Raw genomic sequence first — 14,384 nt, 5'->3', positions numbered from 1 at the left:
GAAAAGCGTGCCAATCAGGACACAAAGGCAAGAATATTTCTACATCAGGGCCGTGGGCATCTACCCTTGAGTCTGATGTGTTGGGTTGGCCTTGAGCAGGAGAGTGTATGTATCAACTCTACGGACACCGCAACTCAGGCGCAGCCGCCATCGAAGCGGCGCTGGAACTGTGCCAGATTGCTTATCGCTTCATTGATATCGAAGCCAGCGCCGAAGCCGCCGAGGCGTTGGCGCAACTCAATCCACTGAAACAGATCCCGACCCTGCAACTGCCCGATGGCCGTGCGATCACCGAGAGCGCGGCGATTCTGATTCATCTGGGCCTGACCTTTCCCAAGTCTGGATTGCTGCCCGCCAAGGCTGACGCTCGCGATCAGGCCATTCGCGGCCTGGTGTATATCGTCAGCAATTGCTACGCGGCGGTCGGAGTCGTTGACTACCCCGAGCGCTGGCTGGTGATGCCTGACGAAGCGGCGCGGCAGAATCTGATGGCTGGCGCCCGCGAGCGCTTGCACTGGAGTTGGGAAGTGTTCGCCGACCAGTTCTCCGCCGAGTTGTACCTGGACGACGAAATACCGGGAGCGCTGGATGTGTTGGCGGCAGTGGTGACGCGCTGGGCGGGCAGCCGCGAGCATTTGCGCCAGACGCGCCCGGGGTTTTATGCCTGGCTACAGCGCATTGATCGGCATCCGGTGCTGGCACCGGTGTTTGCCCGGCATTGGCCTTCCTGAACAGCGAGGGTCCAAAGTGGGAGCGGGCATTGTGTTGCATTGGAGATCACTCCCCGCGAATGTACTGCTCCAGCTGTTTGATCAGCTCGGCCTGTTCGGCAATCGCCTCTTTCACCAGGTCACCAATCGACAGCAGCCCGATCAGTTTGCCGTCTTGCACCACCGGCAAGTGACGCAGGCGTTTGTCGGACATGATGCTCAGGCACGTGTCGACAGTCTGGTGAGTGTCCACCGTGATCACCGGCGAGACCATGATGTCGCGCACGGGCGTGCCCACCGATGAGCGGCCATGCAGCACCAGTTTGCGCGCGTAATCGCGTTCACTGATGATGCCCAGCACCTCATCGTTCTCCACCACCAGCAAGGCGCCGACGTTTTTCTCGGCCATCTTCATCAGCGCTTCGAGCACCATGTGATCAGGTTTGATCTGGTGTACTTCCTGATTTTTCTGATCTTTGAGCTTGAGCAGTTGGGCGACGGTCTTCATGGCAGTTACTCAGGTGTTGTCGTTGTTATCCAAGCATCGTAGACACTGGCGCTCAGGGCAAGGTGGCAAAGCGGCAGATAGCACGCAAAAAACGTCATTTGACGGTTTTTTCAGCGTTTGTCGGACATTTATCACAAGGGCCATGCCGTGCAATGCCGCGTAGAATGCCCCAGTGTTTCAATTTCTGAGGTTGCAGTGGTGGATTTACAGCAGGGCTTCGTCCTGACCCGGCATTGGCGCGATACCCCGGCCGGCACCGAAGTCGAGTTCTGGCTGGCGACCGATGCCGGGCCGCGCCGTGTGCGCCTTCCTCATCAGCCGTCAGTCGCGTTTATCCCCGCCGAGCAGCGCGAAGCCGCCGAACGTTTGCTGCATGACGAAAAGAATGTGGAACTGCGCCCGCTGGCCCTGCAGGATTTCGAACATCGTCCGGTACTGGGTCTGTATTGCCAGCAGCACGGCCAGTTGATGCGCCTGGAAACGGCGCTCAACCGCGCCGGCGTCGATGTCTTCGAGGCCGATGTGCGCCCACCGGAACGCTTTCTGATGGAACGCTTCATCACCGCCCCGGTGTGGTTCAACGGCACGCCCGATGCTGACGGCACGCTGCTCAACGCCCACCTCAAACCCGCCCCCGAATACCGGCCGAAACTGCGCCTGGTCTCGCTGGACATCGAAACCACCGAAACCGGCGAGCTGTATTCCATCGCCCTGGAAGGCTGCGGCGAGCGTCAGGTGTACATGCTCGGCACGGCGAACGGTGACGCCAGCATCGTCGACTTCGACCTCCAGTACTGCGACTCGCGCACGGTCATCTTGAAAGAACTCAATGACTGGTTCGCCCGCCATGACCCCGACGCAATCATCGGCTGGAACGTGGTGCAGTTCGATCTGCGCATCCTTCACGAACACGCGCGACGCCTCGGCGTACCGCTGAAGCTCGGCCGGGGCGGCGAGGAAATGCAGTGGCGCGAGCACGGCAGCCGCCATCATTATTTCGCCTCGGCAGCGGGGCGGCTGATCATTGATGGCATCGAATCCCTGCGCTCGGCGACCTGGAGTTTTCCTTCGTTCAGCCTGGAAAACGTCGCTCAGACATTGCTCGGCGAAGGCAAGTCCATCGACAACCCGTACCAACGCATGGACGAAATCAACCGCATGTTCGCCGAGGACAAACCGGCGCTGGCCAAATACAACCTTAAAGACTGCGAACTGGTCACGCGGATTTTCGCCAAGACCCAACTGCTGACCTTCTTGCTGGAGCGCGCCAGCGTGACCGGCCTGCCGGCGGATCGCAGCGGCGGCTCGGTGGCGGCGTTCACGCATTTGTACATGCCGTTGATGCACCGCCAAGGGTTTGTGGCGCCGAACCTGGGCACCAATGCGCCGCAAGCCAGCCCTGGCGGTTTTGTCATGGAGTCGCAGCCGGGGCTGTATGAGTCGGTGCTGGTGCTCGACTACAAAAGCCTTTATCCCTCGATCATCCGCACGTTTCTGATTGACCCGGTGGGGCTGATCGAAGGCTTGCAACATCCTGACGACGCCGACTCGGTGCCGGGTTTTCGTGGCGCCCGTTTCTCGCGCACCCGGCATTGCCTGCCGGCCATCGTCTCGCGTGTGGCTGAGGGGCGTGAGACTGCCAAACGCGAGCACAACGCGCCGTTGTCGCAGGCACTGAAGATCATCATGAACGCCTTCTACGGCGTGCTCGGCTCCAGCGGTTGCCGGTTCTTCGATACGCGGCTGGCGTCGTCGATCACCCTGCGCGGCCATGAAATCATGCTGCGTACACGCAAGCTGATCGAAGACCAGGGCCACGCGGTGATCTATGGCGACACCGACTCCACGTTTGTCTGGCTGCGTCGCCCCCACGGGCAGGAAGAGGCGGCAAGCATCGGGCAAGCGCTGGTCAAGCATGTCAACGACTGGTGGCGCGAGCACGTGCGTGACGAATACGGGCTGCAAAGCGCCCTCGAATTGCAGTTCGAGGTTCACTACAAACGCTTCCTGATGCCGACCATTCGTGGCGCGGAGGAGGGCAGCAAGAAGCGCTACGCCGGCCTGGTGAGCCGTGCCGACGGCAGCGAAGAAATGGTCTACAAAGGCCTTGAAACCGTGCGCACCGACTGGTCGCCGCTGGCCCGGCAATTTCAGCAGGAACTCTACGAGCGCATCTTCCAGCGCAAGCCGTATCAGGATTATGTGCGCGACTACGTGCGTAAAACCCTGGCCGGCGAATTCGATGATCGACTGGTCTACCGCAAGCGCCTGCGCCGCACCCTCGACGATTACGAGCGCAACGTACCGCCCCATGTACGCGCCGCGCGGCTGGCCGACGATTACAACGCCCGGCACGGTCGGCCACGGCAATACCAGAACGGTGGCTGGATCAGTTACGTGATCACCCTGGCCGGGCCCGAACCGCTGGAAGTGCGCCGCGCCGCCATCGACTACGACCACTACATCAGCCGGCAACTGCAACCGGTGGCGGATGCGATTCTGCCGTTTGTCGACGACGATTTTTCAACCCTGATCGGGGGGCAACTGGGCCTGTTTTGAGTCCAGCAGTTGCAGCGTCCAGTCATCGAGGATGCCGTGGAAGTAGCGTTCCAGCGCCTGGTTGAACAGGCTGTCTTCAGCGGCGAACTGGGCAAACAGCGTCATCGAGGAGTGAAATTTCAAGTCATCGGGATGGCCGAAAATCTCCGCAATCGAACGCTGGCGCACATTCAGCACGAGCTGCGTACAACTACGCAGCCGCGCACCGAGCATCGGGTGCTCGAGATAAGCTCGCGCTTCTTCGGCGGTATCGATGGCGAAGCGCCGGGACATCTCACTGCCGCCCAAGCCTGCGAACTGCGGGAAGACAAACCACATCCAGTGGCTGCGCTTGCGGCCCTCAACGAGTTCGCGCTGGACCCGATCAAACACCGGGTCCTGGGCCTGGACGAAACGTTGCAGGTTGAACGGGTCGTTCTGATCTGTGCTTCTCATCGCAAAGCTCTCGCCGGTCGGCGGTGGCTCAGACCATGGCCAGCCGCTGCTTGCGCTTAGGCGCGTGAAACGCCTGGTCCAGCGCTGCCAGATCCCCGGCATCGAGTTGCAGTTGCGCCGCTTGTGCATTGAGTTGCACATGTTCCGGCCGCACCGCTTTAGGGATCGCTACCACGCCATCCTGACGCACAATCCACGCCAGCGAAACCTGCGCCGGGGTCACGTTGTGACGAGCGGCAATCTGCTTCAGTACCGGTTCTGCCAGCATCGCGCCGCCCTGACCGATCGGACAGTAGGCCATCAGCGGCATGTGTTGCTGTTGGCACCGGGGCAACAGGTCGAATTCGACGCCACGCGCTTGCAGGTTGTAGAGCACCTGATTGGTGGCGCACGCCGGATTGGCTAACTCTTGGAGGTCATCGACGTCAAAATTCGACACGCCCCAACGGCCGATCTTGCCGTCTTCGCGCAGGCGCTCGAAGGCTTCGACGGTTTCTTCCAGTGGATACTGGCCGCGCCAATGCAACAGATAGAGGTCGATGTAATCAGTGTCGAGCCGGCGCAGACTGCGCTCGCAGGCATGCGGAATGCCCTGGCGGCTGGCGTTGTGCGGGTAGACCTTGCTCACCAGAAACACCTGATCGCGAATACCGGCAATGGCTTCACCTACAACACTTTCGGCACCGCCCTCGGCATACATTTCGGCAGTGTCGATCAAGGTCATGCCCAGTTCAACGCCACTGCGCAGAGCCGCCACTTCATGCTTGTGTGCCGAGCGGTCTTCGCCCATGCGCCAGGTGCCCTGGCCAATCACCGGAACCTGCACGCCAGCCAATTCGAGGGTACGCATTCAAATCTCCTTTCTGAAAGGGTCGATACCTGTAGTGGGCAGCAGAATAGCCCAGCGGTTGCGTCCGGTTCCAGAAAGGAGAAGGGGGGATTACTTCGCGGAAAACTTCAATACCACGCTCTGCGTGTAGGCCTGCCCGGGATCCAGTCGCGTACTCGGGAAGTTCGCTTGGTTCGGCGAATCCGGGTAGTGCTGCGTCTCCAGGGTAAACGCGCCCCAATGCGGATAGACCTTGCCACCTTTGCCTTTGACCGTGCCGTCGAGGAAGTTGCTGGTGTAGAACTGCACGCCCGGTTCGCTGGTGAACAACTGCAAGTGCCGACCGGACTGCGCATCACTGACCTCAGCAGCGACTTTGCTCACGTCGCCCTGGGTATCCAGCGCCCAGTTGAAATCGAAGCCGCCCTGTTTGGGTTCCGCGAATTTGAGTTGCGGGTGATCAGCCTTGATGTGCGCTCCGATTGCCGTGGGCTGGGTGAAGTCCATCGGCGTGCCGGCCACTGGCGCCAGTTCGCCTGTCGGGATCAGCTTGGCGGTGACCGGGGTGTAATGGCTGGCATGCAGCGTCGCGACCTGCTTGAGGATGTCGCCATTGCCGGCGCCCGCGAGATTGAAGTAGCTGTGGTTGGTCAGGTTGAGTACGGTCGGTTTGTCGGTGCTGGCCTTGTAGTCGATGCGCAGTTCGTTGCTGTCGGTCAGGCGATAGGTCACTTCGGTGGTGAGGTTGCCGGGGAAGCCCATTTCACCGTCCGCCGACAGATAGGTGAGGGTCACGCCGACCGAATCCTTGTCTTTGGTTTCCTGCGCTTTCCAGACCTTCTTGTCGAAACCCTGAGGGCCGCCATGCAAGGCATTGGACTTGTCGTTTTGCGGCACTTGAAAGCGCTTGCCGTCGAGTTCAAACGCGCCGTCGGCCAGGCGATTGCCGAAGCGGCCGATGGTCGCGCCGAAGTAGGCGGTGCCTTTTTGGTAGCCCTGCACATCGTCGAAGCCCAGCACGACATCGTCGAATTTGCCGTGTTTGTCGGCCACCAACAGCGATTGCAGGGTCGCGCCGTAAGTGATGACGGTGGCTTGCATGCCATGGCTGTTGCGCAGGATGTATTGCTCGACGGGTGTACCGTCGTTGGTTTTGCCGAAGGCTTTATGTTCGGCGCTGAGGCCCGCCGCGTTGGCTGAGAGGGTGGCGATCATCAGGGACAGTCCGAGGCCGGAGAGCAGGTGACGGGATTGAAGCATGGTTGACCTTCCTTTTGTTGTTGTTTTCAGAATGTGGTAATAGTCATGCTATTTATGCTGCGAATGGGAATTTATAGCGGATTAAACGGTTATTGCAAAAGTAAAGTCGGACTAAATTGTTATCCATGTCGCGCCGAAGGTCAGGAAACGCTGCCGGTATTGCACTTTTTCGCAATCAGCGGCTCTATCCATGGCCAGGATGCGGTGACTCCCGCCGCACAGGAATGTGCCTGTTCGAGAACTCATGCCGAGAGCTTTTCACCCCATCGTCCATTTTTTTCGTCGCCCGTGCCTGTTGCTGGCCTGTCTGTCGTCGCTGTTAGTCAGCGGTTGCACGCATCAGGACGGCAATGGCTTCATCGCTCAGATTCGCAACGGTCAACCGCAGGAGTTTCTGCAGACCAGCGTCGACCGCATGGCCACTTTGGCGATGCGCGACAACCTCAACAGCCTTTATCGCCTGATGGGCAAGCTGTACCTGCGCAACCCGGACGAGCTGCGCAAATCCGGTTTCCTCAACATCAACATCGCCGTGAAACAGGTACGCCTGGCCATTGAGCAGCAACAACCGTTGCCGGTGCTGGGTGGCCGAAAAGATCTGGCAGCGCTCAGTTATGCGATGAGCCCTGAGTTTCTCGGCGACCGCGTCGGCGCGTTCATCTATGCCATTGGCAGCATGCTGGTCACCGCGCACAACAATCGGGTCGAGTTCTACATGACCGATGCGATCAACCCGACCTTCGTCCACAACGCGGCGCGCAACATCGAAAAGGCCACGTGGATTCTGTCCCAGCGCCAGAACAAGGAAGGCCAGCCACTGCTGTTCTCCAACGAAATTTCGGAGGAGGGCAGCAACCTGAGCTTTGCCACCGAGTTCGGCAAAATCGTGGCGCGCCTCGATTTGCTCACACAGATGCTCGACGAGCGCTATCGGCGTATCGGCCTGAATTACGCCCAGAGTCTGCTGTTCCTGAATTTTTTGCCGGTGCAATAAGTCGTGTCGGGTCGCGTGAAGGTCGGGCTATTTGTATACAATCCTTCGCCATGTTTGCCTCAAAAGGAGCTGCACCTGTCATGACCGACCCCGCAAGCGCCGACTTCACCTGCGTCGACCGCACCGCCCGTGCCGACAAATTGCCTTATGCCGCGTTGCTGGCATTCGCCATGACCGGCTTCATTGCCATCCTCACCGAAACCCTGCCGGCTGGGTTATTGCCGCAAATCGGCGCCGGGCTGAACGTCAGTGAAGTGCTCGCCGGGCAACTGGTGACGCTGTATGCGCTGGGCTCGATTGTCGCGGCGATTCCGCTCACCGTCGCCACGCGCGGCTGGCCACGACGGCGGGTGCTGTTGATGACGGTGGGTGGGTTTTTGGTGTTCAACACCATCACCACCTTCTCCAGCCATTACGGGCTGACCCTGGCTTCGCGCTTTCTCGCCGGAATGGCGGCGGGGCTGTCGTGGGGGATCATGGCCGGTTACGCGCGCGGGATCGTGCCGGTGCAGCAACAGGGGCGGGCGCTGGCGATTGCCATGCTCGGCACGCCGGTGGCCTTGTCGCTGGGCACGCCGGCGGGCACCTGGCTGGGAAATCTGATTGGCTGGCGCGCCTCGTTCGGGATCATGTCGGCGCTGGCACTGGTGCTGGCGGCGTGGATCGTCATCGCCGTGCCGGACCGTCCGGGGCAGGTCAGTGCCGAACGCCTGCCTTTGCTCCAATCCCTGCGCCTGCCGGGGGTGCGGCCGGTGCTGTTCGTGGTGCTGACATGGATGCTGGGGCACAACATTCTCTACACCTACATCTCGCCGTTTCTGATGCAGGCCGGCCTAGCCGAGCGGGTTGATCTGGTGCTGTTGGTGTTTGGCCTGTGTTCGCTGGGGGGGATCTGGATCATCGGCCTGCTGGTGGATCGCTGGCTGCGCTGGCTGACGCTGATCAGCCTGGCGGTGTTTGCCGTGACGGCGCTGGTGTTGGCCATCGCATCCCCGTCGCAGTGGCTGATTTACGCCTGCATGGCCGTGTGGGGCCTGTCGTTTGGTGGCTCGGCGACGTTGTTGCTGACGGCAGCGGCGGATTCGGCCGGCGATCATGTTGACGTGGTGCAAGCGATGCTCACCACCTCATGGAACATAGCGATTGCCGGTGGCGGATTGTTTGGCGGATTGCTGCTGGATCGGGCAGGGGCGATGTCGTTCCCATGGGCATTGCTGATCCTTTCGCTGATCGCATTGGCCACGGTGTGGATCAACAGCCATCACAGTTTCAAACCGGGTCGGCGGGTGCATTGATCTTTTAATCACCCCATCACCCTGTGGAAGCGGTGTAGCTGAAAGGCATAACGATAGACCGCATCGATATAGGTGGTTATAAGAAAAATCGCTATGCTGCGGCCATATTTTCCTGTCGTTTTTCTGGACGTCTTCATGGAATTGGCAAGTTTCGGCCTGGTGATCGCCGGGTTGGTGGTGGGTTTTATCGTCGGCATGACCGGTGTCGGCGGCGGTTCCTTGATGACCCCGATTCTGCTGTGGTTCGGCATCAACCCGGCGACGGCGGTGGGCACGGACCTGCTGTACGCGGCCATCACCAAATCCAGCGGCGTCCTCGTTCACAAAAAGAACAAGAACATCGACTGGGCCATCACCGGTTGGCTGACCCTGGGCAGCGTGCCGGCGGTGGTGTTGACCTTGTGGTTCCTCAGCACCTTGCACACCGCGCCGGATGCGATGAACGCCATCATCAAACAAGCCTTGGGTTTTGTGTTGTTCGCCACGGCACTGGCGATTTTCTTCAAGAAGCGCTTGCTGGATTTCGCCCATAAACGTGCCGGCGGCAACTACAACCCGAGCGGCTCGCGGCTGAATGTGATGACCGTGATCACCGGTTTGATCCTCGGCACCATGGTCGCCCTGACCTCGATCGGCGCCGGCGCCCTGGGCACTGTCGCGCTGTTTATCCTCTACCCACTGCTGCCGACCCGCCGTCTGGTCGGCACCGAAATCGCCCACGCCGTGCCGCTGACCCTCGTCGCAGGCCTAGGCCACGCGAGCATGGGCAACATGGATTGGGGCGTGCTGGGCTTTTTGCTGGTGGGTTCGCTGCCGGGCATCTGGCTTGGCAGCCACCTGACCGGACGCATCTCCGATGAAGTCTTGCGCCCGTGCCTGGCGACGATGCTGTTGCTGATCGGTTACAAACTGGCTTTTTGATCCTTGATATGAGCGAAACCAGCCTGCATTGCGATGGCCGCATCGCCATTACTGTCGAACCCCGCGAAATGCGCATGAGCCATTGGCTGTATGCGCCGCTTGTGGTTGATCAGCAGCGTCAGCAGGTGTTGCTGGATCTGAGCGACAGCTTATGGGATCTGATCGGCACGGCGGACGAGACAGCCAGTGGCATCGACTTGCTCCTGCGCAAATATCCCGGTGATCAGCCCTCCGTGACGTTGAGTATTGATATCGACCGTGGCGTGCTCAAACTTGCCGATTGCCCGGTCGATGCGACGCAACTGCTGGCCGCTCTCGACACAGCGCTCTGCTGAACGGAGTTCAAGGCCCCGCCTGGAGACGGTTTGCATGCGGTTGACCTCCATTTCGTGGGCAGTACCGCCACCCTGACGCGCGCCTGAACGGTAATCAAATCGTCGTCACGATTGCGCCCGTGCGGTTGCGCAATGCCGGTCCTGACCTAAGCTTCTGACAAGGCGAAACATATTTGCCAGACACACCCGGAACAATCGCCACGATGCGCAATCAGTAGAGCGTGGATATCAAAAGGAGATGCGCATGCTCATCAGGTCACTGACCCTGACACTCTTGCTGGCGATTGCCGGCCCCTTGTTCGCCGCTGACAACGATTCGCCGATTGCCGCAGACATGGGGCGCGCCCGGCCGCTGATCGTGATCGCAAAAAGCACCGTCGACCCGGTGTGGGTGAGCCTGAAAAAGTCGCTTGAGGACCCTGCCAACAAAAAAGGCGTCGCCGACCGCAACATCAAGGTTTACACCATCCTCAACATGTCAGGCCAACTTGACGGCAAGGACATGGGCCAGCAAGACACCATGGCGCTGCTGCGCTCGCTGAAGCTGGGTGCCGGGGCCTATCCGAAAGTGTTCCTGGTGGGCAAGGACGGCGAAACCAAGCTTTCGGCGTCGGGGGATGAGGCGAAATCGGTGGACCTGAAGAAGATCTTCGAGACTATCGACGCCATGCCAATGGCTGAGAAGGAAGCGGCCGCCGCAGCCGCCCAAGCGCCGGCCGCCAGCGAGCCTGAACCGGCCAAAGGTGCGAAAGGTGCCAAGCCAAGCAAGCCAGTCAAACCGAGTAAGCCGCCGCAAATGCCGGATGATTGATGGCATGGCCTGAATCAAAAAAATGGGCGACCTCAGCAGGTCGCCCATTTTTTATTGCATGCCTTTTACACAAAACGTTGTGGCGAGGGGATTTATCCCCTTGCTACAGGTTTTGCATCATTCAGTCAGCGCACTGAAAATCTCATGCGCAATCTTCACCCGTTCCGCATTCGGGTAATTCTTGTTCGCTAGGATCACGATGCCCAGCTCCTTCGACGGCACAAACGCCACATACGCGCCAAAACCACCGGTCGCGCCGGTTTTGTTGTAGAGCACATTGGCCGGTTCAGGCTGTGGCGGGGTCAGCCATTTGACCTTGTGCGCCTCCATCGCCATCGGCGTCGAGTTGCCGTTCTGCAATTGAGCCAGGCTGATCGGGTAGGCATAACGCTCCCAGCCCAGGCCTTGGGTCATGTCGCCAACGGTGTAGTAACCGGTATGGGTCGCGGCGATGGCTTTTTGCAGCGGCGCTTCAAGGCTGGCCGGTTTCAGGTTGGCCTCGACATAGCGCAGCATGTCCGCCGCACTGGTTTTGATGCCGTAGGCTTCGGAATCCAGTGCGCCCGGGCTGACCCGAACCGGTTGGTCTTTCTTGTCGTAACCCTGAGCGTAGAGCTTGGCTTCGGATGCCGGCACTTGGATGTAGGTGTGCTTGAGGCCCATTTGCGGTAGCAGGGTTTCACTCATGGCCTGATCAAACGGCTGGCCCAGACTTTTCGCCGTCAGATAACCGAACAACCCAAGGCTTGGATTGGAATACAGGCGATGGCTGCCCGCCGGATAATCCGGTTTCCACTGTTGGTAGTAGCCGAGCATCTTGTCAGCCGAGTCCGAATCGTTGGGGAATTGCAGCGGCAACCCGCCACCGCTGTAAGTGCCCAGTTGCAACACGTTGATGTTGTCGAAAGCGCTGCCTTTCAACTCCGGCCAAAGCTTGCTGGCCTTGGTCGACAGATCCAGTTTGCCCGTGGCCTGCGCGTAACCGGCGAGTGTCGCAGTGAAGGTTTTGCTCACCGATCCGACTTCGAACAGGGTGTTTTCGCTGACCTTCTGCCCGGTGTCTTTGGCGGCGACGCCGTAGTTAAAGTAATGCGCTTTGCCGTTGATGGTGAGGGCAACGGCCAGACCGGGGATGTTCTGCTGCTGCATGACGGGCGTGACGGCACCTTTGACCAGTGCTTGCAGTTGTTCGTCGGTTTGCGGCGCGGCCAGGCAGGCCGTGGCGCCAAAGAAAAGGCCGAAAGTACTGTAGGAAAAGAGTTTGGTCGAGTTGATTGAACGCATAAATGATCCACTCTCCGTGAGTGTTGATTGTTGTATCCCGCTACACTGCGGGCGATTTCCCGTCGGGCTACTGATAAGCGCCGCCAATTTAGGCACACCGAAGGCAATCGACAAACGACGAAATTTCGCATGAGCCATTAGAAAAATTTGGGGTAGGGCATGATTCGACCGCAATTGCCGCTCAACGCGTTACGCGCTTTCGAGGCTTCAGCACGTCATTTGAGCTTCACCCGCGCGGCTGTGGAACTGTGCGTGACCCAAGCGGCCGTCAGTCATCAGGTCAAAAGCCTTGAGGCGCAGCTTAATGTAACCCTGTTCAAACGCCTGCCTCGTGGGCTGATGCTGACCAGTGAAGGCGAAACCTTGTTGCCGGTGTTGAGCACCTCGTTCGATCACATTGCGCAGATTCTGGAACGTCTTGCCGGGGGGCAATATCGCGAAGTGTTGACCGTCGGCGCGGTGGGGACGTTCGCTGTGGGCTGGCTGTTGCCGAGGCTGGCGGACTTTCGGGCGAAACATCCGCTCATAGATTTACGGCTGTCGACGAACAACAATCGCGTGGACGTCGCTGCCGAAGGGCTGGATTACGCAGTCCGGTTTGGCGCCGGGGCGTGGCACGGTATTGAGGCGGCCCGCTTGCTCGATGCGCCGCTGTCGGTGTTGTGTGTGCCGGAAATCGCCCGACAATTGCATGCGCCGGGGGATCTCTTGCAGCAGACGTTACTGCGTTCCTACCGAACGGATGAATGGTCGGAATGGTTTCAAACGGCGGGTCTGGCGACTCAGGCGGCGCCGCCGCAGAGCATTGTGTTCGATTCGTCCCTGGCGATGATGGAAGCGGCGTTGCAGGGCTGTGGGGTGGCGTTGGCGCCGCCCCTGATGTTCGCCCGGCAATTGGCGGCAGAGGCGATTTGTCAGCCGTTTGCGATCGAGATCACCACGGGGAGTTATTGGCTGACGCGATTGCAATCACGACCAGAGACCGCGGCGATGCTGGCGTTCAAGGACTGGTTGCTACAACTCTCAGGTCAGCCCTGAACCCTTGAGGGCTTGCTCGCTCCCACCTTTGGCGTGAGGCGGGCTTGAAAATCAGCGCAGCAGACACGGCCGCTTGTTATCGAATGTCCATCCCGGAATCAGGAACTGCATGGCCACGCTGTCATCCCGCGCACCCAGGCCCATGCCTCTATAGCGTTCGTGGGCCTTGGCCACTTGATCCATGTCCAGTTCCACACCCAGCCCGGGTTTCTTCGGCACCTGCACGCAGCCGTCGACAATCTGTAGCGGTGCCTTGGTCAGTCGCTGGCCGTCCTGCCAGATCCAGTGGGTGTCGATGGCGGTGATTTCACCCGGTGCTGCCGCCGCCACATGGGTGAACATGGCCAGCGAAATATCAAAGTGATTGTTGGAGTGCGAGCCCCAGGTCAGGCCCCACTCATGGCACATCTGCGCCACGCGTACCGAGCCTTGCATGGTCCAGAAATGCGGGTCAGCCAACGGGATGTCGACCGATTGCAACTGGATCGCATGGCCCATCTCGCGCCAGTCGGTGGCAATCATGTTGGTGGCGGTTTTAAGCCCGGTGGCGCGGCGAAACTCGGCCATCACTTCCCGGCCCGAATAGCCATTTTCCGCTCCGCACGGGTCTTCGGCATAGGCCAGAACGTGATGCTGATCGCGGCACAAACGGATCGCTTCCTTGAGCGACCACGCACCGTTCGGGTCAAGGGTGATCCGTGCCTCGGGGAAGCGCTCGGCCAGCGCTGTCACCGCTTCTATTTCCGCGTCACCGCTGAGCACACCGCCCTTGAGTTTGAAGTCCTTGAAGCCGTATCTGGCATGGGCCGCTTCGGCCAGACGCACCACCGATTCAGCAGTCATGGCCTTCTCGTGACGCACACGGAACCAGTCGTTATCGGCGTCCGGTTCGCTGCGATAGGCAAGGTCGGTTTCGTGCTGATCGCCGACGTAGAACAGGTAGCCGAGCATCTTCACTTCTTCACGTTGCTGACCTTCGCCGAGCAGCGCTGCGACCGGTACGTCGAGGTGTTGGCCGAGCAGGTCGAGCAGGGCGGCTTCCAGGCCGGTGACCGCGTGGATGGTGATGCGCAGGTCGAAAGTTTGCAGGCCCCGGCCGCCGGCATCGCGGTCGGCAAAGGTCTGGCGCACCTGATTGAGGATCTTCTGATACGTACCGATAGGGCTGCCGATCACCAGGCTGCGCGCGTCTTCCAGTGTCTGGCGAATGCGTTCGCCACCGGGTACTTCGCCCACGCCGGTGTGGCCGGCGTTGTCTTTGAGAATGACGATGTTGCGGGTGAAAAACGGCCCATGGGCGCCGCTCAGGTTGAGCAGCATGCTGTCGTGGCCGGCCACCGGGATGACTTGCATATCAGTGATGACCGGGGCTTTGGCGGTGTCGTTTACGTTCATTGTTTTATCC

The 14,384-nt window shown here is 60.0% G+C and carries 14 protein-coding genes; 8 read left to right on the top strand and 6 right to left on the bottom strand.

Annotation, left to right across the window (positions count from 1 at the left end):
• Positions 1–107 precede the first annotated feature (107 nt).
• The gene (locus tag AACY11_RS02290; RefSeq protein ID WP_339431935.1) at positions 108–731 is read left to right on the top strand and encodes a glutathione S-transferase N-terminal domain-containing protein; all 624 of its coding nucleotides are present in this window, start codon (positions 108–110) and stop codon (positions 729–731) included.
• 46 nt (positions 732–777) lie between these two features.
• Here the strand turns inward: AACY11_RS02290 and AACY11_RS02285 are convergent, their stop codons facing one another.
• Positions 778–1,218, bottom strand: a complete 441-nt coding sequence (locus AACY11_RS02285; protein WP_339431936.1) for a CBS domain-containing protein — start codon at positions 1,216–1,218, stop codon at positions 778–780.
• 198 nt (positions 1,219–1,416) lie between these two features.
• Here AACY11_RS02285 and AACY11_RS02280 point away from each other — a divergent pair, with 198 nt between their 5' ends.
• Positions 1,417–3,777 (top strand): DNA polymerase II, encoded by a 2,361-nt coding sequence (locus AACY11_RS02280; protein ID WP_339431937.1) that lies wholly within the window; start codon positions 1,417–1,419, stop codon positions 3,775–3,777.
• On the opposite strand, the gene AACY11_RS02275 is transcribed toward AACY11_RS02280, so the two are convergent.
• The 3 genes from AACY11_RS02275 to AACY11_RS02265 all read right to left on the bottom strand — a co-directional run bounded on the left by AACY11_RS02275 (position 3,742) and on the right by AACY11_RS02265 (position 6,301).
• On the bottom strand, positions 3,742–4,212 hold the full coding sequence (locus AACY11_RS02275; protein WP_339493776.1) for a DUF1810 domain-containing protein: 471 nt from the start codon (positions 4,210–4,212) through the stop codon (positions 3,742–3,744). The two genes, AACY11_RS02280 and AACY11_RS02275, sit on opposite strands and share 36 nt — an antisense overlap.
• Positions 4,213–4,240: 28 nt before the next feature.
• Complete coding sequence (locus AACY11_RS02270) at positions 4,241–5,062, bottom strand: aldo/keto reductase (protein ID WP_339431939.1); 822 nt, start codon at positions 5,060–5,062, stop codon at positions 4,241–4,243.
• A gap of 90 nt (positions 5,063–5,152) precedes the next feature.
• Positions 5,153–6,301, bottom strand: a complete 1,149-nt coding sequence (locus AACY11_RS02265; RefSeq protein ID WP_339431940.1) for an aldose epimerase family protein — start codon at positions 6,299–6,301, stop codon at positions 5,153–5,155.
• Between the two features lie 244 nt (positions 6,302–6,545).
• On the opposite strand from AACY11_RS02265, the gene AACY11_RS02260 reads away from it, so the two are divergent.
• The 5 genes from AACY11_RS02260 (at position 6,546) to AACY11_RS02240 (ending at position 10,657) form a co-directional block, all read left to right on the top strand.
• Positions 6,546–7,295: a hypothetical protein gene (locus tag AACY11_RS02260; RefSeq protein ID WP_339431941.1), complete on the top strand. Its 750-nt coding sequence runs from the start codon at positions 6,546–6,548 to the stop codon at positions 7,293–7,295.
• Positions 7,296–7,375: 80 nt separating this feature from the next.
• A complete protein-coding gene (locus tag AACY11_RS02255) occupies positions 7,376–8,590 on the top strand; it encodes an MFS transporter (RefSeq protein WP_339464921.1) in 1,215 nt (404 codons plus the stop codon).
• Positions 8,591–8,725: 135 nt separating this feature from the next.
• Positions 8,726–9,511, top strand: a complete 786-nt coding sequence (locus AACY11_RS02250) for a sulfite exporter TauE/SafE family protein (RefSeq protein WP_339431943.1) — start codon at positions 8,726–8,728, stop codon at positions 9,509–9,511.
• Between the two features lie 8 nt (positions 9,512–9,519).
• A complete protein-coding gene (locus AACY11_RS02245) occupies positions 9,520–9,846 on the top strand; it encodes a hypothetical protein (protein WP_339431944.1) in 327 nt (108 codons plus the stop codon).
• 244 nt (positions 9,847–10,090) lie between these two features.
• Positions 10,091–10,657 carry a DUF4174 domain-containing protein gene (locus AACY11_RS02240; protein WP_221730475.1) on the top strand — a complete coding sequence of 189 codons (567 nt, stop codon included), beginning with the start codon at positions 10,091–10,093 and terminating at the stop codon, positions 10,655–10,657.
• Between the two features lie 117 nt (positions 10,658–10,774).
• On the opposite strand, the gene ampC is transcribed toward AACY11_RS02240, so the two are convergent.
• A complete protein-coding gene (gene ampC / locus AACY11_RS02235) occupies positions 10,775–11,941 on the bottom strand; it encodes a class C beta-lactamase (RefSeq protein WP_339493774.1) in 1,167 nt (388 codons plus the stop codon).
• A 159-nt stretch (positions 11,942–12,100) separates the two neighbouring features.
• Between ampC and AACY11_RS02230 the strand changes: the two genes are divergently transcribed.
• On the top strand, positions 12,101–12,979 hold the full coding sequence (locus tag AACY11_RS02230; RefSeq protein ID WP_339464919.1) for a LysR family transcriptional regulator: 879 nt from the start codon (positions 12,101–12,103) through the stop codon (positions 12,977–12,979).
• 51 nt (positions 12,980–13,030) lie between these two features.
• Here the strand turns inward: AACY11_RS02230 and gudD are convergent, their stop codons facing one another.
• Positions 13,031–14,374, bottom strand: coding sequence for a glucarate dehydratase (gudD, locus tag AACY11_RS02225; RefSeq protein ID WP_339493772.1), 1,344 nt, complete (start codon positions 14,372–14,374; stop codon positions 13,031–13,033).
• Positions 14,375–14,384 lie beyond the last annotated feature (10 nt).

The sequence above is a fragment of the Pseudomonas sp. RA_105y_Pfl2_P56 genome, from assembly GCF_963970845.1.
Taxonomy (GTDB): domain Bacteria; phylum Pseudomonadota; class Gammaproteobacteria; order Pseudomonadales; family Pseudomonadaceae; genus Aquipseudomonas; species Aquipseudomonas baetica_A.
This window is presented reverse-complemented; position numbering and strand designations above follow the sequence as displayed.